At 70.5% G+C, this 22,125-nt stretch carries 19 protein-coding genes; 15 read left to right on the top strand and 4 right to left on the bottom strand.

Annotated features, from left to right (window positions below):
* Positions 1-2 precede the first annotated feature (2 nt).
* The 11 genes from ABZS69_RS24570 to ABZS69_RS24520 all read left to right on the top strand — a co-directional run bounded on the left by ABZS69_RS24570 (position 3) and on the right by ABZS69_RS24520 (position 13,201).
* Positions 3-755 carry a YebC/PmpR family DNA-binding transcriptional regulator gene (locus ABZS69_RS24570; RefSeq protein ID WP_355376572.1) on the top strand — a complete coding sequence of 251 codons (753 nt, stop codon included), beginning with the start codon at positions 3-5 and terminating at the stop codon, positions 753-755.
* A gap of 128 nt (positions 756-883) precedes the next feature.
* Entirely contained in the window at positions 884-2,629 is a 1,746-nt protein-coding gene (locus ABZS69_RS24565) for a hypothetical protein (RefSeq protein WP_355376570.1), read from the top strand.
* Positions 2,630-2,688: 59 nt separating this feature from the next.
* On the top strand, positions 2,689-3,831 hold the full coding sequence (locus ABZS69_RS24560; protein WP_355376568.1) for a GNAT family N-acetyltransferase: 1,143 nt from the start codon (positions 2,689-2,691) through the stop codon (positions 3,829-3,831).
* A gap of 117 nt (positions 3,832-3,948) precedes the next feature.
* Positions 3,949-4,479, top strand: a complete 531-nt coding sequence (gene ruvC, locus ABZS69_RS24555) for a crossover junction endodeoxyribonuclease RuvC (RefSeq protein WP_355376566.1) — start codon at positions 3,949-3,951, stop codon at positions 4,477-4,479.
* A 151-nt stretch (positions 4,480-4,630) separates the two neighbouring features.
* Positions 4,631-5,251 (top strand): Holliday junction branch migration protein RuvA, encoded by a 621-nt coding sequence (gene ruvA / locus ABZS69_RS24550; RefSeq protein WP_355376565.1) that lies wholly within the window; start codon positions 4,631-4,633, stop codon positions 5,249-5,251.
* 456 nt (positions 5,252-5,707) lie between these two features.
* Positions 5,708-6,748 (top strand): Holliday junction branch migration DNA helicase RuvB, encoded by a 1,041-nt coding sequence (gene ruvB / locus ABZS69_RS24545; RefSeq protein ID WP_355376563.1) that lies wholly within the window; start codon positions 5,708-5,710, stop codon positions 6,746-6,748.
* A 238-nt stretch (positions 6,749-6,986) separates the two neighbouring features.
* Positions 6,987-7,349: a preprotein translocase subunit YajC gene (yajC, locus tag ABZS69_RS24540; RefSeq protein ID WP_355376561.1), complete on the top strand. Its 363-nt coding sequence runs from the start codon at positions 6,987-6,989 to the stop codon at positions 7,347-7,349.
* Positions 7,350-7,392: 43 nt separating this feature from the next.
* Entirely contained in the window at positions 7,393-9,186 is a 1,794-nt protein-coding gene (secD, locus tag ABZS69_RS24535) for a protein translocase subunit SecD (RefSeq protein WP_355376559.1), read from the top strand.
* Position 9,187: 1 nt separating this feature from the next.
* On the top strand, positions 9,188-10,183 hold the full coding sequence (secF, locus tag ABZS69_RS24530) for a protein translocase subunit SecF (RefSeq protein WP_355376557.1): 996 nt from the start codon (positions 9,188-9,190) through the stop codon (positions 10,181-10,183).
* Positions 10,184-10,302: 119 nt separating this feature from the next.
* Positions 10,303-10,821: an adenine phosphoribosyltransferase gene (locus ABZS69_RS24525; protein WP_355376556.1), complete on the top strand. Its 519-nt coding sequence runs from the start codon at positions 10,303-10,305 to the stop codon at positions 10,819-10,821.
* A gap of 187 nt (positions 10,822-11,008) precedes the next feature.
* Positions 11,009-13,201, top strand: a complete 2,193-nt coding sequence (locus ABZS69_RS24520) for a bifunctional (p)ppGpp synthetase/guanosine-3',5'-bis(diphosphate) 3'-pyrophosphohydrolase (RefSeq protein WP_355376554.1) — start codon at positions 11,009-11,011, stop codon at positions 13,199-13,201.
* Between the two features lie 23 nt (positions 13,202-13,224).
* Here ABZS69_RS24520 and ABZS69_RS24515 read toward each other — a convergent pair whose 3' ends face one another.
* From ABZS69_RS24515 to ABZS69_RS24505, 3 genes are all read right to left on the bottom strand, one after another.
* Positions 13,225-14,316, bottom strand: a complete 1,092-nt coding sequence (locus ABZS69_RS24515) for a cupin domain-containing protein (RefSeq protein WP_355376553.1) — start codon at positions 14,314-14,316, stop codon at positions 13,225-13,227.
* A gap of 126 nt (positions 14,317-14,442) precedes the next feature.
* Entirely contained in the window at positions 14,443-15,672 is a 1,230-nt protein-coding gene (locus tag ABZS69_RS24510) for a DUF349 domain-containing protein (RefSeq protein WP_355376551.1), read from the bottom strand.
* A gap of 62 nt (positions 15,673-15,734) precedes the next feature.
* The gene (locus tag ABZS69_RS24505; protein ID WP_355376549.1) at positions 15,735-16,616 is read right to left on the bottom strand and encodes a peptidylprolyl isomerase; all 882 of its coding nucleotides are present in this window, start codon (positions 16,614-16,616) and stop codon (positions 15,735-15,737) included.
* Positions 16,617-16,754: 138 nt separating this feature from the next.
* On the opposite strand from ABZS69_RS24505, the gene ABZS69_RS24500 reads away from it, so the two are divergent.
* Genes ABZS69_RS24500 through aspS form a run of 3 tightly spaced genes read left to right on the top strand, consistent with a single transcriptional unit; the run spans position 16,755 to position 20,439 of the window.
* Positions 16,755-17,435 (top strand): MBL fold metallo-hydrolase, encoded by a 681-nt coding sequence (locus ABZS69_RS24500; protein ID WP_355376547.1) that lies wholly within the window; start codon positions 16,755-16,757, stop codon positions 17,433-17,435.
* Positions 17,435-18,691 (top strand): histidine--tRNA ligase, encoded by a 1,257-nt coding sequence (gene hisS / locus ABZS69_RS24495; protein ID WP_355376545.1) that lies wholly within the window; start codon positions 17,435-17,437, stop codon positions 18,689-18,691. Before ABZS69_RS24500 ends, hisS begins: the two co-directional genes overlap by 1 nt.
* Positions 18,688-20,439 carry an aspartate--tRNA ligase gene (gene aspS / locus ABZS69_RS24490; protein ID WP_355376543.1) on the top strand — a complete coding sequence of 584 codons (1,752 nt, stop codon included), beginning with the start codon at positions 18,688-18,690 and terminating at the stop codon, positions 20,437-20,439. Before hisS ends, aspS begins: the two co-directional genes overlap by 4 nt.
* Positions 20,440-20,490: 51 nt before the next feature.
* Here aspS and ABZS69_RS24485 read toward each other — a convergent pair whose 3' ends face one another.
* Positions 20,491-21,393, bottom strand: coding sequence for a peptidylprolyl isomerase (locus ABZS69_RS24485; RefSeq protein WP_355376541.1), 903 nt, complete (start codon positions 21,391-21,393; stop codon positions 20,491-20,493).
* Between the two features lie 169 nt (positions 21,394-21,562).
* Between ABZS69_RS24485 and ABZS69_RS24480 the strand changes: the two genes are divergently transcribed.
* Positions 21,563-22,045, top strand: a complete 483-nt coding sequence (locus ABZS69_RS24480; RefSeq protein WP_355376540.1) for a DUF2231 domain-containing protein — start codon at positions 21,563-21,565, stop codon at positions 22,043-22,045.
* Positions 22,046-22,125: the final 80 nt, after the last annotated feature.

Below are 22,125 nucleotides of genomic sequence, written 5' to 3'. Positions count from 1 at the left end.
TAATGTCCGGCCACTCCAAATGGGCGACGACGAAGCACAAGAAGGCCGCGCTCGACGCCAAGCGCGGCAAGCTGTTCGCGAAGCTCATCAAGAACATCGAGGTGGCGGCACGGACCGGCGGCCCCGACCCGGACGCCAACCCCACCCTCTTCGACGCCATCTTCAAGGCGAAGAAGAACTCCGTGCCCAACGACAACATCGAGCGCGCCCGCAAGCGCGGCGGCGGCCTCGAAGCCGGTGGCGCCGACTGGCAGACCATCATGTACGAGGGCTACGCGCCCGGCGGCGTCGCGGTGCTCATCGAGTGCCTCACCGACAACCGCAACCGCGCGGCCTCCGAGGTCCGCGTCGCGCTGACCCGCAACGGCGGCTCGCTGGCCGACCCCGGGTCGGTCTCCTACATGTTCAACCGCAAGGGCGTCGTCATCGTGCCCAAGCAGAACGGGCTCGACGAGGACACCGTGCTCATGGCCGTCCTCGAGGTGGGCGCCGAGGAGGTCAACGACCTGGGCGAGTCGTTCGAGGTCGTCTCCGAGGCCGGTGACCTGGTGCCGGTCCGCAAGGCGCTGCAGGACGCCGGGATCGACTACGACTCGGCCGAGTCGAGCTTCCTGCCGACGATGAGCGTGCCGCTGGACGAGGATGGCGCCAAGAAGGTGTTCCGCCTCATCGACGCGCTGGAGGACAGCGACGACGTGCAGAACGTCTTCGCCAACTTCGACGTGCCGGACGACGTGCTGGCGGCGCTGGACTAGCGGCCGGACGGCTGAGGGCTCGGCGCGGCCGGGCCCTTGTTCGTGTGTGCTCTTGTTCGACAAGCGTTTCCCGTTCCGGGGCTTTCTTCGGGTGCGAGAGAGGGCGGGGCAGCGTAGGGTCGGGCGACGTGACTTCCCCCACCCCTCCACAGGCACCCTCTCCGGCGCTCGGCTGGCTGCTGGCCGTGCCCGCGCTGCTCGGCACCCTGATCTCGCTGGTGCTGCCCACGGCCCAGACGATGTGGCTCAGCCTGCAGCGCGGCGGCGTCCTGAGTGAGAGCACGTACGTGGGGTTCGCCAACTACGGCAGGCTGCTGGGCGACGGGACGTTCTGGCGGGCGGCGTGGTTCACGCTGACGCTGGTCGCGGTGCCGTTGCTGGTCGCCGTGGTGGTGGCGCCGCTGCTGGCGCTGGCGCTCGACCGGGCGGGCACGTGGCCGCGGCGGGCCGGGCGGATCGCGTTGTCGCTGGCGGTCGTCACGTTCTCGCCGGTGGGGGTGGCGGCGGCCTGGATGCGCGGGCTGGCGCCGGACGCGCCGGGCCTGGCGGGGCTGGCCGAGGGGTTGCGCGACCCCGCGAGCGCGCCTGGAACGCTCCGGTTGATCATCGCGGCCGGAACTTTCGGGGTGGTGTGCGCGCTGGCGGTCATGGCGTTCCTGCCCGCCCTGCGCGCCGGCTCCGTCCCACAGGGCTTCTCCGGTGCGCCCGGCCTCCCTGGTGGACCCGGCCTCCCTGGTGGGCCCGGCTCCTTCGGTGGGCCCGGCTCTTCCGGGGCGTCGGGTGGTGGTGTGGCGCCGGCGATGCTCGTGGTGGGTGTGGTCGTCGCGATCGCGACGGTCGCGGTCGGGCTCCAGACGTTCTCCATCGGCCTCGTGCTCACCCGGGGAGGCCCTGAGCGCTCCACAGAGACGCTCGCGGGGCTCCAGTACGACTCCGCCTTCCGGATGGCCGAGTTCGGCCCTGGCGCGGCCGTTGCGACCCTCACGGGGATGATCCTCGGCGTACTGGGCATCGTCGCGACGATCGTGGCGGCGACCTCCCGGCTGAGCATCACGCTGACCCCCCGCACCGCGCCCGCGGCCTCTCCGGGGGCACCGACCGCGCCGGGCGGGGGTGCCGGGCGGGGCGCCTCACCCGTCGGCATGGCCGTCGGGATCGTGGCGCTGGTGGTCTTCGTCGCCGTCGCGCTCGTGTGCGCCTGGCCGTGGATCGACGGCGTGCTCGCCTCGCCCGGCACCGAGGCGGGCTCCCTGCGCGCCCAGGTGAACACCTGGATCCCGGCCATCGGCGGAGCGGTCGTCTCGGTGGGCGTCGCCTACCTGGCGGCGCTCGGGATCGGCGGCCTGCGACCGCTGGGGCGCGGGAGCGAGTGGCTGCTGGTGGCCTTCGCGCCGTGGTTGTTCGTCGGCCCGGGGCCCCTCGGCGTCGCGAACTGGCAGAACATGCGCAACATGGGCCTCATCGACTCCTTCCTGGCGCTTTTTCCGCCCCTCCTGGTCAGCGTCCCGGCCCTGTTCGTCCTCACGCTCCTGTGCAAGGGGCTGGCCCAGCGCACCGACAAGGACTTCTTCGGCGGCGTCTTCCTGCCGTCGCTCCCCATGGCGGGCATCCTCGCCGGGGCCGTCGCCCTGCTGAACGCCCAGGGCCTCATCTGGCCGCTGCTGGTCGCGCAGAAGCCCACGTTGTTCACCGCCCCGGTGGCGCAGATGGCCCAGCTCGGGTCCTTCTCCGTGGCCACGCCGGACGTCGGCGCCTCGACCCCCTTGCTCGTCGTCGCCGTCGCGCTGGTCGCCGTCGTGGCCGCCCAGCTGCTCTACCTCGACAGACTCGCCATCACGACGAACGGCTCGCGCCCGCGCCTCGCCGCCGCGTAGGCGCGGCACCGGCGTTATCAGGTGGACCGCCGGCGCGGCCCGCCATAGGTTGGATGGTCGTGGAAATTCGCAACCTGACCCCTGAAGACCTTGATGACGTCCTCGACGTGCGCAGGCGCTCGTTCGGGCCGCTTTCCCCCGGCGACACCGACAGGTGGCGCCTGGCTGTGCTCCCGGCGCTCGATGAGGGCCGCTACCTGGGGGTGTTCGACGGCTCCAGGATCGCCGGCGCCGCGCGGCTGCGCCGGTTCACGCAGTGGTGGCACGGCAAGCCGCAGCCGATGGCGGGTGTCGCGGGAGTCACCGTCAACCCCGAGGACCGTGGCCGGGGCGTCGGCACCCTGCTCATGAGGGCCGTCGTCGACCGGGCCGCTACGCTCGGCGACGCGGTCTCCGCCCTGTATCCGGCCACCACGCCGATCTACCGCTCGATCGGCTACGAGCACGCCGGGGCCCAGCACAAGGTGCGGCTGCCGGCCGAGTCGTTGCGCCAGATCCGGCCGTCCGGGCAGGTCAAGCTGCGCAGGATGGGCCCGGCCGACGCGGCCGAGCTCGTCTCCGTCCTGCACCGCGTGCACGCCGCCGCCCGCGCCAGCGGGCCCGTCTCCTGGGACGAGGACACCTGGAGCCTGTGGCTGGGAAACCCGGACGACTTCCTCTACCTGGCCGAGGACGGCTACGTCATCTACCGGTGGCGTGGCGACGACATGCAGGTGGAGAACCTGGTCGCCGGGTCGGAGGAGACCGCCAGGGCGTTGTGGTCGCTGGTGGGCACCGCCTCGTCGATCGCGCGCAACGTCGTGGCCGCCGTGGCTCCGGACGATCCGGTGTTGTGGCTGGTGCGGGAGCGGTCCAACGAGGAGGACCGGCAGGCGCGGTGGATGTTCCGGGTGCTGGACGTGGCCGCCGCGGTCGAACGGCGGGGCTATCCGGCGTACGTGACCTGCGATGCCGTCGTCACGGTTGACGACCCGCTGAGAGGCGGGGGTTCGTGGCGGCTGGAGGTCGCGGGCGGGGCCGGTGCGGTCACGCCGGTGGAGGAGCCCGGGGCCGTGCTCTCCGTGAACGGGTTCTCGGCGCTGTACGCGGGGGTTCCGACGGCCACGTTGCGGTTGAGCGGGCTGATGTCGGGTGACGACCGGTACGACGAGGCGCTCGACACGGCCTTCGCCGCCAAGCCGTACATGCTGGACTACTTCTGATCCGGGACGTGCCTGGAGCTCCTTGCCCCGGCCGGCGGGCGATTCCCGATGCGTGGGCGCCCCGGCCGGGGTAAAGTCTCTTGCCGAACAGGTGTTCGGCGACGAGAGGGCGGGCCGGTGCGGGTGATGGGCGTCGATCCGGGGCTGACCCGGTGCGGCCTGGGCGCTGTCGAGGGGCGGCCGGGCGCGCCGCTGACGCTCGTGGCCGTCGGGGTGGTGCGCACCGGGGCCGACGAGGAGCTCGGCGCGCGGCTCGTGGGCATCGAGGCCGGCATCGAGCAGTGGCTCGACGACGTGCGGCCCGACGCGGTGGCGGTCGAGCGCGTCTTCAGCCAGCACAACGTACGCACCGTCATGGGCACGGCCCAGGCGGCCGGGATCGCCGTGCTGTGCGCGGCCCGGCGCGGGCTTCCCGTGGCGCTGCACACGCCGTCCGAGGTCAAGGCGGCCATCACCGGCAGCGGCACCGCCGACAAGAAGCAGATCGGCGCCATGGTCACCCGGCTGCTGCGGCTGAGCGAGATGCCCAAGCCCGCCGACGCCGCCGACGCGCTGGCCCTGGCGATCTGCCACGTGTGGCGCGGCGGCGCCCAGCACCGCCTCGCCGCGGCCCTGGCCAAGGCCACCCGCAAGGACCCCAGGCCGTGACCTCCCGCGACCCGGCTGCCGCGGCCGGGGCGGTGATGTGCCGTCGCGGTGCGCCCTCGCGGCGTGTCGTGCGCGCTCATGCGGGAGGATGTCGCGCTGTGACCCTCGCCGTTGGCGTGCGGGCTCCGGCGGCGTGGAAGGATGGTGGGCTGTGATCGCGTCGGTGTCGGGCAAGGTGACCGCGATCGCTCCCGACGGAGCCGTGATCGAGGTCGGTGGCGTCGGCATCCTCACCCACTGCACTCCGGGCACGCTCGCCACGCTGCGGATCGGGGAGGACGCCCGCCTGGCCACGTCGCTGGTGGTGCGGGAGGAGTCGCTCACCCTGTACGGGTTCGCCACGGACGACGAGCGTGCCGTGTTCGAGCTGCTGCAGACGGCCAGCGGCGTCGGCCCCAAGCTGGCGCTGGCGATGCTCGCCGTCCACACGCCCAACGCGCTGCGCGTCGCCGTGGCAAGCGCCGACCTCAAGGCGCTCACGCAGGTGCCGGGGATCGGGCAGAAGGGGGCGCAGCGGATCGTGCTGGAGCTGAAGGACCGGCTCGGCACGCCCGAGGAGGCGGTCAACGCCGCGCTCAACGGGGAGCGGCGCGTGGCGGCCTGGCGGGATCAGGTTCATTCGGGGCTGGTGGGGCTGGGCTACTCCGGCAAGGACGCCGACGAGGCCGTCGCCGCCGTGGAGCCCGTCGCCGACGCCGACCTCCTCGCCGGACGCCAGCCGCAGGTGGCCGCGCTTCTGAAGGCCGCACTCCGATCCCTGAGCGTCCGATGACCCGCCGCCGCCCTGCCCGCCCGCGCGCCTTTTCTGGCTTTTACGGCGGGGCCAGGGCGACCGCACGCGCCGACGCTGGTTTCCGCCCGTCATGGCCGGTCGTGAAGGCTCACGGGCTGCTCGCCGTGACGAGCGAGACGTGGGCCTGGCACCGTGGCCCGGCCGGGCGCCGCCCGCATTGCGCCGGGCCTCGCCGCACCACGTCCCGCCGACGCGGCGCGATGGGCTTCCGCCGTGCGCGGGGAGCGACCGTCGTGGCGGCTTCGCGCCGTCTGGATGCACCCTTGACGACGTTGCGGCGGCTGGGTGTTGGCTCGGCGGCGTTGCGTGGTGCCGGGGTCGGCGTGGTGGGGTTGGGTCGCTCAGTTGCTCGGCCGGTGAGGGCATGCCGGTCGGGTGTCGGTGTGAGGGTGTGGCGGGGTGTCGGTGATCGAGCTGCTGTGAGGGGGTGTGGGTGTGGGGTTTGAGCGGGAGTTGGTGTCGCCCGACGCCGGTGGCGACGAGTTGCAGATCGAGGCGGCGCTGCGGCCGAAGCGGCTCGGCGAGTTCATCGGCCAGGGCCGGGTGCGCGAGCAGCTCTCCCTCGTGCTCGAAAGCGCCCTGCGCAGGCAGCGGCCGCCCGACCACGTGCTGATGAGCGGGTCGCCGGGGCTCGGCAAGACCACGCTGGCCATGATCGTCGCCGCCGAGCTCAACGCGCCGCTGCGGATCACCTCCGGGCCCGCGCTGGAGCGGGCGGGCGACCTCGCCGCCATCCTGTCCACGCTCGCCGAGGGCGAGGTGCTGTTCATCGACGAGATCCACCGGATGGCCAGGCCCGCCGAGGAGATGCTCTATCTCGCCATGGAGGACTTCCGGGTCGACATCGTCGTCGGCAAGGGCCCGGGAGCCACGGCCATTCCGCTCGACATCGCCCCCTTCACGCTCGTCGGCGCCACCACCAGGGCCGGGTTGCTGCCCGCGCCGCTGCGCGACCGGTTCGGGTTCACCGCGCACATGGACTTCTACGAGGTCGGCGAGCTGGAGCAGGTGCTCTACCGCTCGGCCAAGCTGCTCGGCGTCGCGCTGCCCGGCGACGGGGCGCACGAGATCGCCAGGCGGTCCAGGGGGACGCCCCGCATCGCGAACCGGCTGCTCAGGCGGGTACGGGATTTTGCGGACGTAAGGGCCGATGGAGTGATAAATCGGGATATTGCCGCGGCGGCGCTCAATCTGTACGAAGTCGACCCCGAAGGGCTCGACCGGCTCGACAGGGCGGTGCTCGGCGTGCTGCTGAAGAAGTTCGGCGGCGGCCCGGTCGGGCTGTCCACGCTGGCCGTGGCCGTGGGGGAGGAGCCGGAGACCGTCGAGGTGGTGGCCGAGCCGTTCCTCGTACGCCAGGGCCTGCTGGCCAGAACCCCGCGCGGCCGGGTCGCGACGGCGGCCGCCTGGAGCCACCTCGGCATGACCCCACCCCCCGACGCGTTCGGAGCCGCGGTATTCGACTCAGACGGCTGATCACAGAACGGTTGCAACCGTTTCAAAATGGGAACTTCCCCGCGCGCCGAAACGCTGCCTCGTTGCCGCGTTTCGCAACAACGGCCTACACTCCGTGGCTTGGCTAGCTGTGTAGGCTGACGGGCTGAGCGGCGCGGCCCGACGCAACGCACGGAATTTCCGGCGCGAGGCCGGTGTCAACTTCTTGTACGACAATGGAAGGTCGCCCCTTATGGACATGGGACAACTCGGTAGCATCTTGCCGCTGATTCTGCTGGTGGTGGTGTTCTACTTCCTGCTGATCCGCCCTCAGCGCAAGCGTCAGCAAGAGGCGCTCCAAATGCAGAACTCCCTGGCTCCCGGCGCCCGGGTCATGACCACGACCGGACTGTTCGGCACCGTGGTGGCGGTGGACAATGAGGACGTGGTCCTCGAGATCGCTCCGGGGATCGAGACGCGCTGGGTGAAGGCCGCGATCGGCCGTGTCGTCACGCCGGGGGACGCTCCCGCGGCGGACGAGACCTCCGATGACGAGGCCACATCTGGCGAGGAGGGTAAGAAGGAGTCCGAGGCCACCGTGGATCGCAACGATGACCAGGACTCCAGCACCAAGCAGTCCTGACTAAGCTCTGCGACAAACCTCTATCTGAAAGAACTGACGACCAGTGGCCCGACCGACCAGCCGCCACAGCCGACCGGGGCGAACGCTCCTGGTGCTGCTGGCGCTCATCCTCGCCCTGGGCGGGACGATGTTCCTGCAGAAGGCGTTCACGCCCAAGCTGGGTCTCGACCTCGCCGGCGGCACGACGGTGACTCTATCCCCGGTGACGCAGAACAACGCGGCACCGCCGGATGAGATCCTCGATCGCGCGGTCAACATCATCCGCGAGCGAGTCAACGGCACCGGCATCTCCGATGCGGAGGTCGCCAAGTCCGGCAGCAACATCATCATCTCGATCCCGGGCGTCGGACAGAGCGAGGCCATCAAGCTGGTCGCCACCACCGCGGAGCTGCGCTTCCGCCAGGTGCTGGCCATGGAGGCCACGCAGGTTCCCCAGAACCTGACCACCAACGCGCCGACGCCGAGCCCGTCGGCTTCGGCGAGCCAGTCCGCCACCCCCAAGTCCAGCAAGTCCGGCTCTCCCGCGGCTTCCACTCCCCAGCCCAGCACGTCCCCGACGGGCAAGGCGCTGTCGTCCGCGCTGACCGCGCCGACGCCCGCCACGTCGGTGGCGACGCAGCCGCCGGCCACGGAGAACCCGCAGAAGCAGGAGAAGAAGGGCCAGGACGGCAAGGCCACCCCGACGGCGGCGCCGTCCGGCCAGCCCAGCACGCCGCCCGCGCAGGACCAGAACGCCGGCGTCAACACCCAGGGCATCGACCCGGCGGTGCTGGCCCAGTTCAACAAGCTCGACTGCGCCAACCCGGCCAACCGCGGCCAGGGCGTCCAGGACGACCCGAAGAAGCAGTTCGCCGGCTGCGAGACGGACGGCAGCTACAAGTACGTCCTCGACGTGGCCAAGGTCGTCGGCACCGACATCGACACGGCTTCGGCGGGCGTCCGCCAGGGCACCGTGGAGTGGGTCGTCCAGCTCGACTTCAAGAGCAAGGGCGCGGCCGAGTGGAGCAAGCTCACCACGGCCGCCTACAACTCCCAGGAGCCGCGTAACAAGGTCGCGGTCGTGCTCGACGGCGTCGTCATCACCGCCCCCAACATCATCAGCCCGATCCCCGGCGGCCGGGCCGAGATCACCGGCGGGTTCGACCAGCTCAGCGCCACCCAGCTGGCCGACCAGCTCAAGTACGGCGCGCTGCCGCTGAAGTTCAACCGCAGCTCGGTCGACACGGTCTCCTCGACGCTGGGCCAGGACCAGCTGCAGGGCGGTCTGATCGCGGGCCTCATCGGCCTCGCGCTCGTCGTGGTCTACTCGATGCTCTACTACCGCGGCCTCGGCCTCGTGGCGGTGCTGAGCCTCGTGGTCGCCACGATCCTGACGTACACGGCGGTGGTCGTGCTCGGCCACAACGCCAACTTCCGGCTCTCGTTGCCGCACATCATCGGCCTCGTGGTCTCGATCGGCATCACCGCCGACTCCTTCATCGTCTACTTCGAACGCATACGTGACGAGATGAAGGAGGGCCACCGGACGCTCCGCGCGGCCGTCGAGGTGGCCTGGGTCCGTGCCCGGCGCACGATCCTGATCGCCGACGCCGTCATGTTCATCGCCGCGATCGTGCTGTACTTCCTGGCGGTGGGCGGTGTGGCCGGGTTCGCGTTCGCGATGGGCCTGACCACGTTGATCGACATCGTGGTGGTCTTCCTGTTCACGAAGCCGTTCATCGCCCTGCTGGCGAGGCTGAAGTTCTTCGCCAAGGGGCACCCGCTGTCCGGCCTCGACGCCGAGCGCATGAGCGAGGTCGGCTCGTCCGGCCGCCCGACCACCCCGCAGGAGGCCTGAGATGGGACTGGCGCGTCGCCTCTACCGCGGCGAGATCAATGTCGACTTCGTCGGCCAGTGGAGGCTCTGGTACAGCCTGTCGGGCATTCTGCTGCTCATCTCGCTCGCGGGTCTGCTGATCAACGGGCTCAACCTGGGCGTGGAGTTCAGAGGCGGTACGGTCTTCTCGTTCAAGTCCGAGCAGGCCACCGTCCAAACGGTCCGCGAGGCCGTCCTCAATGAGGGCGCGCACCAGGCGATCGTCCAGTCGGCCGGCACCGGCGGCTGGCGGGTGACGACCGAGAGCCTGCCTGAGAACACCAGGGAGCAGGTGCAGTCCCAGATCGCCAAGGACTTCAACACCCCGGTCGGTCAGGTCAGCGTCCAGGCCATCGGCCCGTCCTGGGGCGGTGAGGTCTCCCAGAAGGCCTGGATCGGCCTGGGCGTGTTCATGCTGGCGATCATCCTGTATCTGTCGATGGCGTTCGAGCCGAAGATGGCGTTGTCGGCCATCGTCGCGCTCATCCACGACCTCGTCATCACGGCCGGCATCTACGCCTGGTCGGGCTTCGAGGTCACGCCGGCCACGCTGCTGGGCTTCCTGACCATCCTCGGTTATTCGCTCTACGACGCGGTCGTGGTGTTCGACATGATCAAGGAGGTCACGGCCAAGCTGGGGCACACGTCGAAGATGACGTACTCGATGGCGGCCAACAACGCGCTCAACCATACGCTGATCCGGTCGCTGAACACCTCGCTGGTCGCGATCCTGCCGGTCGCGGCGATCCTGTTCATCGGCACCACGCTGCTCGGCGCGGGCACGCTGAAGGACCTGTCGCTGGCCTTGTTCGTCGGCATGATCGTCGGTACGTACTCGTCGCTGTGCGTCGCCACCCCGCTGCTGGTGACGCTGAAGGAGCGCGAGCCGAAGTACCAGGCCATCGCCAGGAGGCTGGCCTCGACGGGAAGCGGCAAGGGGCCGAAGGGCTCCAAAAGCGCGGCCGTAGCCAAGGGATAGCAAGTACGCGTACCCGACGCCCTCGCCCCGTACAGGGGTCGGGGGCGTCGTCGTGTGCGAGCCGGATGCACCATCATGAAGCCCGGCACACCGCCGGTGGAGAATTGCGAGGAACCCCTATGACCGAGCTGAGCGCGATGATCCTCGACAGGATCAGGGACGTGCCCGACTACCCCAAGCCGGGCGTGCTGTTCAAGGACATCACCCCGCTGCTGGCCGACCCGGTCACCATGGCGGCCGTGGTGGACGAGCTGGCCGGGCTCTACCAGGTGGACAAGATCGTGGGCATCGAGGCGCGCGGGTTCATCCTCGCGGCGCCGGTGGCGTACCGGGCGGGGGCGGGTTTCGTACCGGTACGGAAGAAGGGGAAACTGCCCGCCGAAACCCTCGAAGAGTCCTACGATCTGGAGTACGGCTCCGCGACCATCGAGGTCCACCGTGACGCCTTCACGCCCGGCGACCGCGTTCTCGTGGTCGACGACGTGCTGGCCACGGGCGGCACCGCGAAGGCGACCGTGGAGCTGGTGCAGAGGGCCGGCGCCGAGGTCGTCGGCATCGCCGTGCTGATGGAGCTGGCCTTTCTCAAGGGACGTGAACGGCTGACGGGAGTGGACCTGCACTCCCTCGTGATCGTCTGAACCCGGCCCCCGACGGCCCAGGTTCGCCACCTGGATACACTGGGGGATCTGGACTCGAACGTGAGGAGCCATTGCGTGAGGAGTCTGTGTGCCCCGTGATGTGGTCGTGCCCGACGTAACCGACTCCGGCAACGCCGAGGCGTCCGGCGTTCCAGCGGTGCGTCGAAGGCGGTTTGGGGGTGGGGCCATGAATCCGGTGCTGGAGCCGTTGTTCCGCACGGTCCGCGCCACCCACCCCAAGGCCGACCTGCGCCTGATCGAGCGTGCGTACGACGTCGCCGCCTACCACCACCGCGACCAGAAGCGGAAGTCCGGCGACCCGTACATCACGCACCCGCTGGCCGTGGCGACGATCCTGGCCGAGCTCGGCACCGACGACGAGACGCTGTGCGCCGCGCTGCTCCACGACACGGTGGAGGACACCGCCTACGGCCTCGAAGAGCTCCGCGGCGACTTCGGCGACACCATCGGGTCCCTGGTCGACGGCGTGACCAAGCTGGACAAGGTGAAGTTCGGCGACGCCGCCCAGGCCGAGACCGTGCGCAAGATGGTCGTCGCCATGTCGCGCGACATCCGGGTGCTGATCATCAAGCTCGCCGACCGGCTCCACAACATGCGCACCATGCGCTACCTCCCCGAGCACAAGCGCCACCAGAAGTCGCGCGAGACGCTCGAGATCTTCGCCCCGCTGGCTCACCGCCTGGGCATGAACACGATCAAGTGGGAGCTCGAGGACCTGGCCTTCGCCATGCTCTACCCCAAGCGCTACGACGAGATCGCGCGCATGGTGTCGGAGCGGGCCCCGCGCCGCGACCTGTTCCTGCAGGAGGTCATCGAGAAGGTCTCCGGCGACCTGCGCGAGGCCAAGATCCGCGCCGTCGTCAAGGGCCGGCCGAAGCACTACTACTCGGTCTACCAGAAGATGATCGCCCGCGACGTGGCCTTCGACGACATCTACGACCTGGTGGGCATCCGCGTCCTCGTCGACAGCGTGCGCGACTGCTACGCCGCGCTGGGCACCATCCACGCCCGGTGGAACCCGGTGCCGGGGCGGTTCAAGGACTACATAGCGATGCCCAAGTTCAACATGTACCAGTCGCTGCACACGACGGTGATCGGTCCCGAGGGCAAGCCGGTGGAGCTGCAGATCCGCACCCACGCGATGCACCACAGGGCCGAGTACGGCGTGGCCGCCCACTGGAAGTACAAGGAGGAGGTCGGCGCGCCCGGCCCCACGGGCAAGGTCAAGCCGGGCAGCGACATGGCCTGGCTGCGCCAGCTCCTCGACTGGCAGAAGGAGACCTCCGACCCGGGCGAGTTCCTGGAGTCGCTGCGGTTCGACCTGTCGGTGTCCGAGGTCTACGTGTTCACCCCGAAGGGGCAGGTCATCGCGCTGCCCGAGGGGGCCACGCCGGTCGACTTCGCCTACGCCGTGCACACCGAGGTGGGCCATCGCTGCATCGGCGCCCGGGTCAACGGGCGGCTGGTGCCGCTGGAGTCGCGGCTCGGCAACGGCGACACGGTCGAGATCTTCACCTCCAAGTCGCCCGACGCCGGGCCGTCGCGCGACTGGCTCAAGTTCGTCAAGTCGGGCCGGGCCCGCAACAAGATCCGGCAGTGGTTCTCCAAGGAGCGCCGCGAGACCGCGATCGAGGCGGGCAAGGAGGCCATCGGGCGGGCCATGCGCAAGCAGGGCCTGCCGCTGCAGCGGCTGATGTCCGGCGAGGCGCTGCTGGCGCTGGCCCGCGACCTGCGCTACCCCGACGTGTCCGCCCTCTACGCGGCCGTGGGGGAGGGGCACATCGCGGCGCAGGCCGTCGTGCAGAAGCTGGTGGCCTCGATCGGCGGCGTCGACAGCGCCGAGGAGGACATCGCCGAGACCTCGCTGCCCACCCGGCTGCGCGGCCGCCCCCGCGGCGGTGGCGGCGCGGGCGTGGTCGTGGCGGGCGACGCCGACGTGTGGGTACGCCTGTCGAAGTGCTGCACCCCGGTGCCCGGCGACGAGATCGTCGGGTTCGTCACGCGGGGGCACGGGGTGTCGGTCCACCGCGGCGACTGCACCAACGTGCAGCAGCTCAAGGAGCAGCCCGACCGGCTCGTCGAGGTCAGCTGGTCGCCGGGCGACGACAGCGTGTTCCTGGTCGCGATCCAGGTGGAGGCGCTGGACCGGCCGCGCCTGCTGTCCGACGTCACGCGTACGCTCTCCGACCAGCACGTCAACATCCTGAGCGCGTCCGTCACGACGTCCCGGGACCGGGTGGCGGTCAGCAAGTTCACCTTCGAGATGGGCGACCCCAAGCACCTGGGGCACGTGCTGAGGGCCGTGCGCAGCATCCAGGGCGTGTTCGACGTCTACCGCGTCAGCGGCGCCGGCAGCTGACCGGGCTCCCGGGCGCCGGCGGGTCAGCGGGGGCGGAGGTCGGGGAGGTTCACCACGATGGCCTCCTGGGTGCTGCGGGCGATGACGACCACGGCCTCCTGCGACGGGTCCGGATTCTCCTCCCGGTGGGGCACGTACGGGGGCACGAAGATGTAGTCGCCTGGTTTGGTGTCCAGCCGCACCTCCCGCCCGTCCTCCAGGAACACGAACGACGGCGTGCCGCTGACCACGTAGATGGCCGTCTCCGAGGCCCCGTGGTGGTGGTCGGACGAGCGCGTGGCGGGCGCGACGTGGGTCTGCCCCATCCACAGGCGGGACGACCCGGCCGTGTCGCCGCTGATCGCGGCCAGCCTGCGCATGCCGGAGCTCTGCGCCGTATCGCCCGAGAGCTCTCCTGAGGGCACGTGACGCAGCGGCTGGTGGAACGGGTCACCCTCGGCCCTGTAACCCTCCCAGAGACGCCCTCCAGCGCGTTCCAGGACGTCCGAGGCGACGGCGGCCAGCCGCGCCGAGTCGTCGAGGGCGCCGAGCAGCGCCTCGGCGAGCACCGGGTCGTGGGCGCGCAGCTCGCGCAGCAGCCACTTGCCGCTCCCCTGCCATCTGCGCCCCAGCCCGAGCGCCATCCTGGCCGTCTCCTGCGCCACCTGCCACCGGATGAACGTCCGCTCGCCCGCGTCGGTGGCCCCCGAGAGGTCGTCCAGGAGGTCGGACAGGGCGTATCGGGCCCGTTCGGCCTGCGAGCTGGTCATGCCGCCCGGTCCGGCCGTCAGGCGCTCGCTCAGGGCCGCCTGGAGGTCGCTGGCCCGGCCGCTCGTCCGGTCGGTCAGCACCGCGCCGTCGGCGCACATGCGGGCCAGGCTCGGCTGGCGCCGGTCGAAGTCCTTGTCGAGGTAGGCGCGCAGGCTGGTCTCGCTGTGCACGAACAGCTCCACGGGCCACTCCCGCCACCGCAGCGACTCGCGGTAGGGGGTGGGCAGGCCGTCGAGCACCACGACGACGTCGAGGTCGGAGGTACTGGTGCGGCGCTCGGTGAGGGCGCTGCCGCCGACGAAGGCGTACAGGGCCCCCGGGAACATCTCCTCGACGAGGGCACGTGCGGCGCTGACGGGATCCATGCCGCCAGCCTAGGTCTCAGCCCCTTGCGCCGCCGCCCCATTTCACGCACCGCCACCGCCTGATCGCGGAGGGCCGCGTGGCCCGGTGGAGGCCGGACGGGGCCTCCACGGGCTTCTCCGCTGGGATCAGCTGAACTCGGCGAGCGTGCGCTCGGCCTCCTCCAGCCACGAGCGCCGGGCGATCAGCGCCTCCTCGGTCTCCTTGATGTCCTTGGCGCGACCGGCGGCCTGCGCCTTGGACAGCCGGGTCTCGAGCTGCTCGATCGAGGTGCGCAGCTGGTCGACGGTGCTCTGCGCGCGGGCCCTGGCCTCGGGGTTGGACCGCTTCCACTCGGCGTCCTCGGCCTTGCGCACGGCCTCGTCGACCTTGCGCAGCCCGCCTTCGAGCCGGTCGCGCTGCTCGCGCGGCACCGGGCCGGCGGCCTCCCAGCGCTCCAGGATGCTCCGCAGCGCCGAGCGGGCCGTGCGCACGTCCGTGACCGGGAGGATCTTCTCGGCCTCGGTCAGCAGCACCTCCTTGACCTCCGCGTTGGCGGCCAGCGAGGCGTCGCGCTCGGCGAAGACGGCCGAACGGGCCTGGAAGAACTGGTCCTGCGCGCCCTTGAAGCGGGCCCACAGCTCGTCCTCGGCCTCGCGCGAGGCCCGCCCCGCGTTCTTCCACTGCTGCATCAGCTCGCGGTAGATCGCCGCGGTCTGGCCCCAGTCGGTCGAGTCGGCCAGCGCCTCGGCCTCGGCGACGATGCGCTCCTTGGCCGCCCGCACGCCCTCGCGCTGCTCGTCGAGCCCCGCGAAGTACACCTTGCGCCGCTTGGCGAACGCCGTGCGGGCCGCCGACAGCCGCTTCCACAGCGCGGCCTCGGTGACCCGGTCGATGCGGTCGGCGGCCTTCCACTCCTCGACGAGCTGGCGCAGTCGCTCGCCGCCCGACTTCCAGTGGGTGGTCTCGTCCGCGATGCGCTCGGCCTCGGCGACGATGCGCTCCTTGACCGACCTGGCCTCGGCGCGCGCGTGCTCGCGGGCCGCCTTGACCTCCTCGCGGCGCTGGGCGACCAGCTCCGTCAGGCCGTCGAGCCGGGCCGTCAGCGCGCCGAGGTCGCCGACGGCGTGGGCGTCGGCGACGGCCTCCCGCAGCTTGACGATGCTGGCCTCGGCCTGGGCCGGAGCCAGGTCGGTGCCCTTGACGCGCTGTTCCAGCAGCTGTACCTGACCGGCCAGCTCGTCGTACTTGCGATGGAAGTAGGCCAGTGCCTCTTCGGGTTCACCGGCCTGCCAGGAGCCGACGGCCCGCTCTCCCTCAGCCGTACGCACGTAGACGGTGCCGTCGTCGTCTACCCGGCCCCACGGGTCGGTGCTCACCGTGTCCTCCCGCACTTTCCATCAGACCCTTCGGGACTACTTCGTCCCTAGTTTGTATTACGTCAGCTCTTGCTGGCGATTGTCACGTCTTTGATTTCGACGGATTGCTTCGGCGCCCCCGTCCCGTCACCAGCGTCCCCGATGACGCCTGCTTTGTTCACCTTGTCCAGGATGTCGAGCCCCTTGGTGATCGTACCCACCGGCGTGTAATCCGGGGTGAGCCCGATGTCCCCGAATACGAGGAAGAACTGGCTTCCCGTGCTCCCCGGCGCCTGCGTTTTGGCCATGGCCATCACGCCGCGCTTGTACTGGGCGCCCTGGAGGTTCTCCTCGGCCATGACGTAGCCGGGGCCGCCGGTGCCGTCCTGGCTCTTGCCGTCGGCCTTGGCCGACGGGTCGCCGCACTGCAGCATCGGGAACTGGCCGCTGCCGAGCCGGTGGCACTTGCTGCCGTCGTAGTACTTCTTCTTCGCCAGGAACTCCAGCGAGTTGGTCGTGCAGGGCGCCTTGGCGTTGTTCAGCTCGACCACGATGTCGCCCAGATTGGTCTTGAACGTCATCGTCTTCGTCGCCGGAGTGGTCTTGACCTTGGCCGGCGGCATGCCGACATCCTTGACCTGCCCGCCTCCGGCGTCCTTGACGTAGTCGCAGGTGCCGGTCGCCGCGTCGTACGGCTTGGGCCCCGCCGGGGCCGAGGCCGAAGCCGAGGGCGCGGCGGTGTCCGCGGCGGACGCCGTGGGCGAGGAGGCCGCGTCGGTCCCTGCGTCGTTGCCGCCCAGCAGCGCGACCGCGGCAACGATGCCGCCGATCACGATCACGACGCCCACCGAGGAGCCGATGATCGCCGTGCGCTTGGCCTTCTGCTCGCGTTCGACCCGGCGCTGCATCTGCCGCTCGTAGTGCTCCCGAGCCAGCTGCCTCTGCCGGTCCTTCCCCGTGGCCACCGCTTTGCCTCCCATAGTCAATCAACTGAGGTGGGCGAATCGTATCGGCCAACGGGTAATGATTCGCAGCCCGGCGACCCGCACCGGTACCCTTCGGTTACATTCCCATTGGCTTTTCGACGAGATCACCTGAGGCAGATGCTCATCGCAGGCTTCCCCGCAGGGGCCTTCCAGACCAATTGTTACGTTGTCGCGCCCGCGGCCGGCGAGGAATGCGTGATCGTCGATCCAGGTCAGGACGCGACCGAGGGCGTCGACGAGCTGCTGCGCGAGCACCGGCTCAAGCCGGTCGCCGTCCTGCTCACCCACGGCCACCTCGACCACGTCTGGTCGGTCGCCCCGGTCTGCGGCGCGCGCGACGTCCCCGCGTGGATCCACCCTGACGACCGCCACCTGCTGAGCGACCCCGCCGCCGGGTGGTCGGGCACGAGCGCCTCGCTGTTCGGCGGGCTGACGCTGAGCGAGCCCGACGACGTGCGCGAGCTGTCCGACGGGGCCGTGCTGGAATTGGCGGGCCTGGAGCTCGTGGTCGACCACACGCCCGGCCATACCAGGGGGTCGGTGAGCTTCCGGCTGCCCGATGACGAGGTCATGTTCTCGGGCGACCTGCTGTTCGCCGGCTCCATCGGCCGCACCGACCTGCCCGGCGGCGACTACGCGACCATCCTGCGCAGCCTGGCTGCCAAGTGTCTGACGCTGCCTGACGATACGGTCGTCCTGCCGGGCCACGGACCACAGACTTCGATCGGCCGCGAGCGCGCTACCAACCCGTACTTGAAGGAAGCGGCGCCGCAGTCCGGTCCCACACGAGGGATCTAATGAGCTTCCAAGCACCTAAAGGTGTCAAAGAGTACGTTCCACCGCAGGCCTCGACGTTCTATGCCATTCGCGGAGCGTTCGCCGAGACCGCCAGGCGGGCCGGCTACTCGTACCTGGAGACCGCGGTCTTCGAGGACACCCAGCTGTTCGCGCGTGGCGTCGGCGAGTCCACCGACGTCGTGAGCAAGGAGATGTACACCTTCACCGACCGCGGCGGCCGGTCGCTGACGCTGCGCCCGGAGTTCACCGCCGGCGTGCTGCGCGCGGTCCTGGAGTACGGCCTGCACCGCGGCCAGCTCCCGGTCAAGGTCTGGACCGACGGCCCGGTGTTCCGCGCGGAGGCGCCCCAGGAGGGCCGCTACCGGCAGTTCTACCAGCTCGACCTGGAGGCGATCGGCAGCGAGGACCCGGCCGTCGACGCTGAGACGATCGCGCTGGCCGCGCAGTGGTACGCCGCGCTGGGCCTCACCCGGGTGCGGCTGCTGCTCAACTCGCTGGGCTGCAAGGAGTGCCGCCCGATCTACCGGGCCCGGCTGCAGGAGTTCCTGCGCGCGCTCGACCTCGACGAGGCCACCAGGGCCCGGATCGAGATCAACCCGTTGCGCGTGCTCGACGACCGGCGTCCGGAGGTGCGGGCGCAGCTCGAGGGCGCGCCGCTCATCGGCGACCACCTCTGCGCCGACTGCAAGGCCTACCACGACCGCGTCAAGCAGCTCCTGGCCGACCTCGGCATCACGTGGGAGGACGCGCCCAGGCTGGTGCGCGGGCTCGACTACTACACCCGTACCACCTTCGAGTTCGACCACCCGCTGCTGGGCGCGCAGTCCGGCATCGGCGGCGGCGGGCGCTACGACGGGCTCTCCGAGGCCATCGGCGGGCCGCCGCTGCCCGGCATCGGCTTCGGGCTCGGCCTCGACCGCACCGTCATCGCCTTGGAGCGGGAGGGCGTCGTGCTCGACACCCCGGCCCGCTGCGAGGTGTACGGTGTGGCGCTGGGCGACGAGGCGGCGCGGGCCATGTTCAAGCTCGTGAGCGGGCTGCGCGCGGCCGGTGTCGCCGCCGACATGTCCTTCGGCGGCAAGGGGCTCAAGGGCGCGATGAAGGGGGCCGATCGTTCCGGCGCCCGCTTCGCCCTGATCCTGGGTGAGCGCGACCTGGCGGCCGAGGCCGTGCAGGTGAAGGACCTGACCACCGCTGAGCAGACCGAGGTGCCCTTGGCCGAGGTCGTCGACGTTCTGAAAGGGAAACTGCAGTGATCCGCACGCACAAGGCCGGGTCGCTCCGCGAGGAGCACGCCGGGCAGCAGGTGACGCTCGCAGGATGGGTGGCCCGCCGCCGTGATCACGGCGGCGTGGTCTTCATCGACCTGCGCGACGCCTCCGGCTCGGCGCAGGTGGTCTTCCGCGAGGAGGACCACGCCCACGACCTGCGCGCCGAATACTGCGTGAAGGTCGTCGGCCAGGTCCGGGTCCGCCCCGAGGGCAACGAGAACCCCGACCTGCCCACCGGTGCGATCGAGGTCGTGGCCGAGCAGGTCGAGGTGCTGAGCGAGTCCGCGCCGCTGCCCTTCCCCATCGAGGGCAACGTGGGGGTCTCTGAGGAGGCCCGGCTCAAGTACCGCTACCTCGACATCCGCCGCCAGCAGGTGGCCAACGCCATGCGCACCCGCTCCAAGGCCACCTACCTCGCCAACGAGGTGATGCACGAGCTGGGCTTCGTCTACGTCGAGACGCCGACCCTGACCCGCTCCACGCCCGAGGGCGCGCGCGACTTCCTGGTCCCGGTGCGCCTGCAGCCCGGAAACTGGTACGCCCTGCCCCAGTCGCCCCAGCTGTTCAAGCAGCTCCTCCAGGTCGCCGGCCTCGAGCGCTACTACCAGCTCGCCAAGTGCTACCGCGACGAGGACCTGCGGGCCGACCGGCAGCCGGAGTTCACGCAGATCGACGTCGAGATGTCCTTCGTGGACCAGGAGGACGTCATCGAGGTCGGCGAGAAGCTGATCGGCCGGCTGTGGAAGGAGCTCGCCGGCTACGAGCTGCCGCTGCCGCTGCCGCGCATGACGTACGCCGACGCGATGGCCCGCTACGGCTCCGACAAGCCGGACCTGCGCTTCGGCCAGGAGCTGGTCGAGATGACCGGCTACTTCGCCGGCACCCCCTTCCGCGTCTTCCAGGCCGAGTACGTCGGCGCCGTGGTCATGCCGGGCGGGGCCTCCCAGACGCGCAAGGAGCTCGACGGCTGGCAGGAGTGGGCGCGCAGCCGCGGCGCCAAGGGCCTGGCGTACGTGCTCGTCCAGGAGGACGGCACGCTGGGCGGCCCCGTCGCCAAGAACCTCACCGAGGAGGAGCTGTCCGGGCTCGCCGCCAAGGTGGGCGCCGAGCCGGGCGACGCGATCTTCTTCGCGGCCGGCCCGAGGCACTCCTCGCGCGACCTGCTGGGCGCGGCCCGCCTGGAGATCGGCCGCCGCTGCGGCCTGATCGACGAGTCGGCGTGGGCGTTCCTGTGGATCGTCGACGCCCCCATGTTCGAGCCCGTGTACGACGAGGTGGGCCGCGAGATCGGCTGGACCGCCGTGCACCACCCGTTCACCGGGCCGAAGCCGGAGTGGGCCGACAACTTCCAGGACCACCCGGGCGAGGCGCTGGCGTACGCGTACGACATGGTCTGCAACGGCATGGAGATCGGCGGCGGCTCGATCCGTATCCACCGGGCCGAGATGCAGCAGCGCGTGTTCGACGTGCTGGGCATCTCCAAGGAGGAGGCGGAGAGCAAGTTCGGCTTCCTGCTGGAGGCGTTCAAGTACGGGCCCCCGCCGCACGGCGGCATCGCCTACGGCTGGGACCGCATCTGCATGCTGCTGTCCGGCGGTGACTCGATCCGCGACGTGATCGCGTTCCCGAAGACGGCCTCCGGCTTCGACCCGCTCACGGGCGCGCCCACGGCGATCACGGCCGAGCAGCGCAAGGAGGCGGGCGTCGACGCCCAGCCCAAGGCCGAGGTCTAGGCATACGAAAACGGCGGGCACCGGCTCCGGTGCCCGCCGTTCGCGTGCCCTCTACTTGAACGTGATGCTCTTGATGATCACCGGGTTCTTGGGCGCCGTGGTGCCGCCGTCGCCGGTGATGTCGGCGTCGTTGACGATCAGGTCCTTGCCGCTGGCGGCCAGCCCCAGCAGGATGTCCATGCCCTCGCTGACCATGCCGACGACGTTGTAGCCGACGTCGAGCTGGGTGTTCTCGTCCGACAGCGAGATGGCGAACTGACTGTTGTTCTGGCCCACCGCGTCACCCGCCTGGGTCATGAACACCACGCCCTTGACCAGGGGGATCTCGGCGTTCTCGTCGCCGTAGACGTACCCCGCGGTGCCCTGGCCGTCGGTCGGGTTCTTGCCGTCGGCCTTGGCCTGCGGGTCGCCGCACTGCAGCAGGTGCACGCCGGACACGTCGGGCGTGACCAGGCGGTGGCACTTCATGTTGTCGTAGAACTTCTTCTTCGCCAGGAAGCTGAGCGAGTTGACCGAGCACGGCGCGGCGTCGGTCATGAGGTCGATGACGACGTTGCCGCGGTTGAGGGCGATCGTCATCTTCTTCAGCTTCATGTTGGGCTTCTTGCCCGGCAGGCCGACGAACTTGTTCGGCACCGACGTCTCCCGCTTGTAGGTGCAGGTGACCGGGCCCGTCTTGGCCGACGGCGTGACCGACGGTTCCGTGGAGGCGGAAGCCGAGGCCGAGGCGGAAGGGGTGCTCTCCGCCGAGACCTTTTCGGGTTCCCTGTTGACCAGCGTGGTCGCGGCGAAGACGCCGCCCGCGACCACGACGACGGCCACGCCCGCGCCGATGAAGGTGTTCCGCCTTGCCTTGGCGGTCTGGTCGGCGGCGCGCTTCGCCTGCCGTTCCTTGTGCTCCCGCGCCAGCTCGCTCTGGCGGTCGTCCTCGTTCTGGCGGTCGTCGCCGCTCACCGCTATGTCCTCTCATCTTTGCCCGTACATGACCAAACAACTCCGCGCATGCTACCGGCCTTCGATATGTGCCGGACGTAAGTGGCGAAAGCGGCAGAGGACGATATGTGAGGTCGCGAACCATATGGTGCTCACATTCGTAGTTGAAATGAGAACTAAGGAGCCCCTCATGTTCGACCAGATCCTCGGCCTCCCGGCGCACCCACTGATCATTCACTTCGCCGTCGTGCTGACCCCGCTGCTGGTGGTGGCGGCGGGCGCCTACGCGCTCGTCCCGCGCTGGCGCACGTACGTGGCGTGGGCGGTGGTCCTGCTCTCGCTGGCGGCCCCGGCCGCGGTCTTCGCGGCCAAGGAGAGCGGCGAGAGCCTCAAGGCGGCCCGCTTCGCCACGGCGGACGGTGAGCTGGGGTCCCGCCTGTCCACGCACCAGAGCTTCGCCAACCCGCTGCTGCTGTCGGTGCTGGGGCTGGCCGTGGCGGCCCTGCTGCTCGTGTACGCCACCAGCCCGGCGCGCGACTCGATCGGCCGCGACCGGTTCGGCCGGGCCGCGACGCTGACCCTGTCGGCGCTGACGCTGGTGCTGGCCGCGGTGGCCGGCTACTACGTCTTCCGCGCCGGGGACTCGGGCGCCCGAGCCGTCTGGGGCGCGTAGCCCGCCGTACCCCGTGTAATCTCGCGATGTGGATAGCCTGTTCGATTCGGCGGCCGAGGAGGCCACCCCGCAGCCCCTCG

It is taken from the genome of Nonomuraea sp. NPDC005650 (assembly GCF_040605375.1).
Taxonomy (GTDB): Bacteria; Actinomycetota; Actinomycetes; order Streptosporangiales; family Streptosporangiaceae; genus Nonomuraea.
Note: the sequence above shows the minus strand (reverse complement) of the source record. Positions and strands in the feature narration are given on the sequence as shown.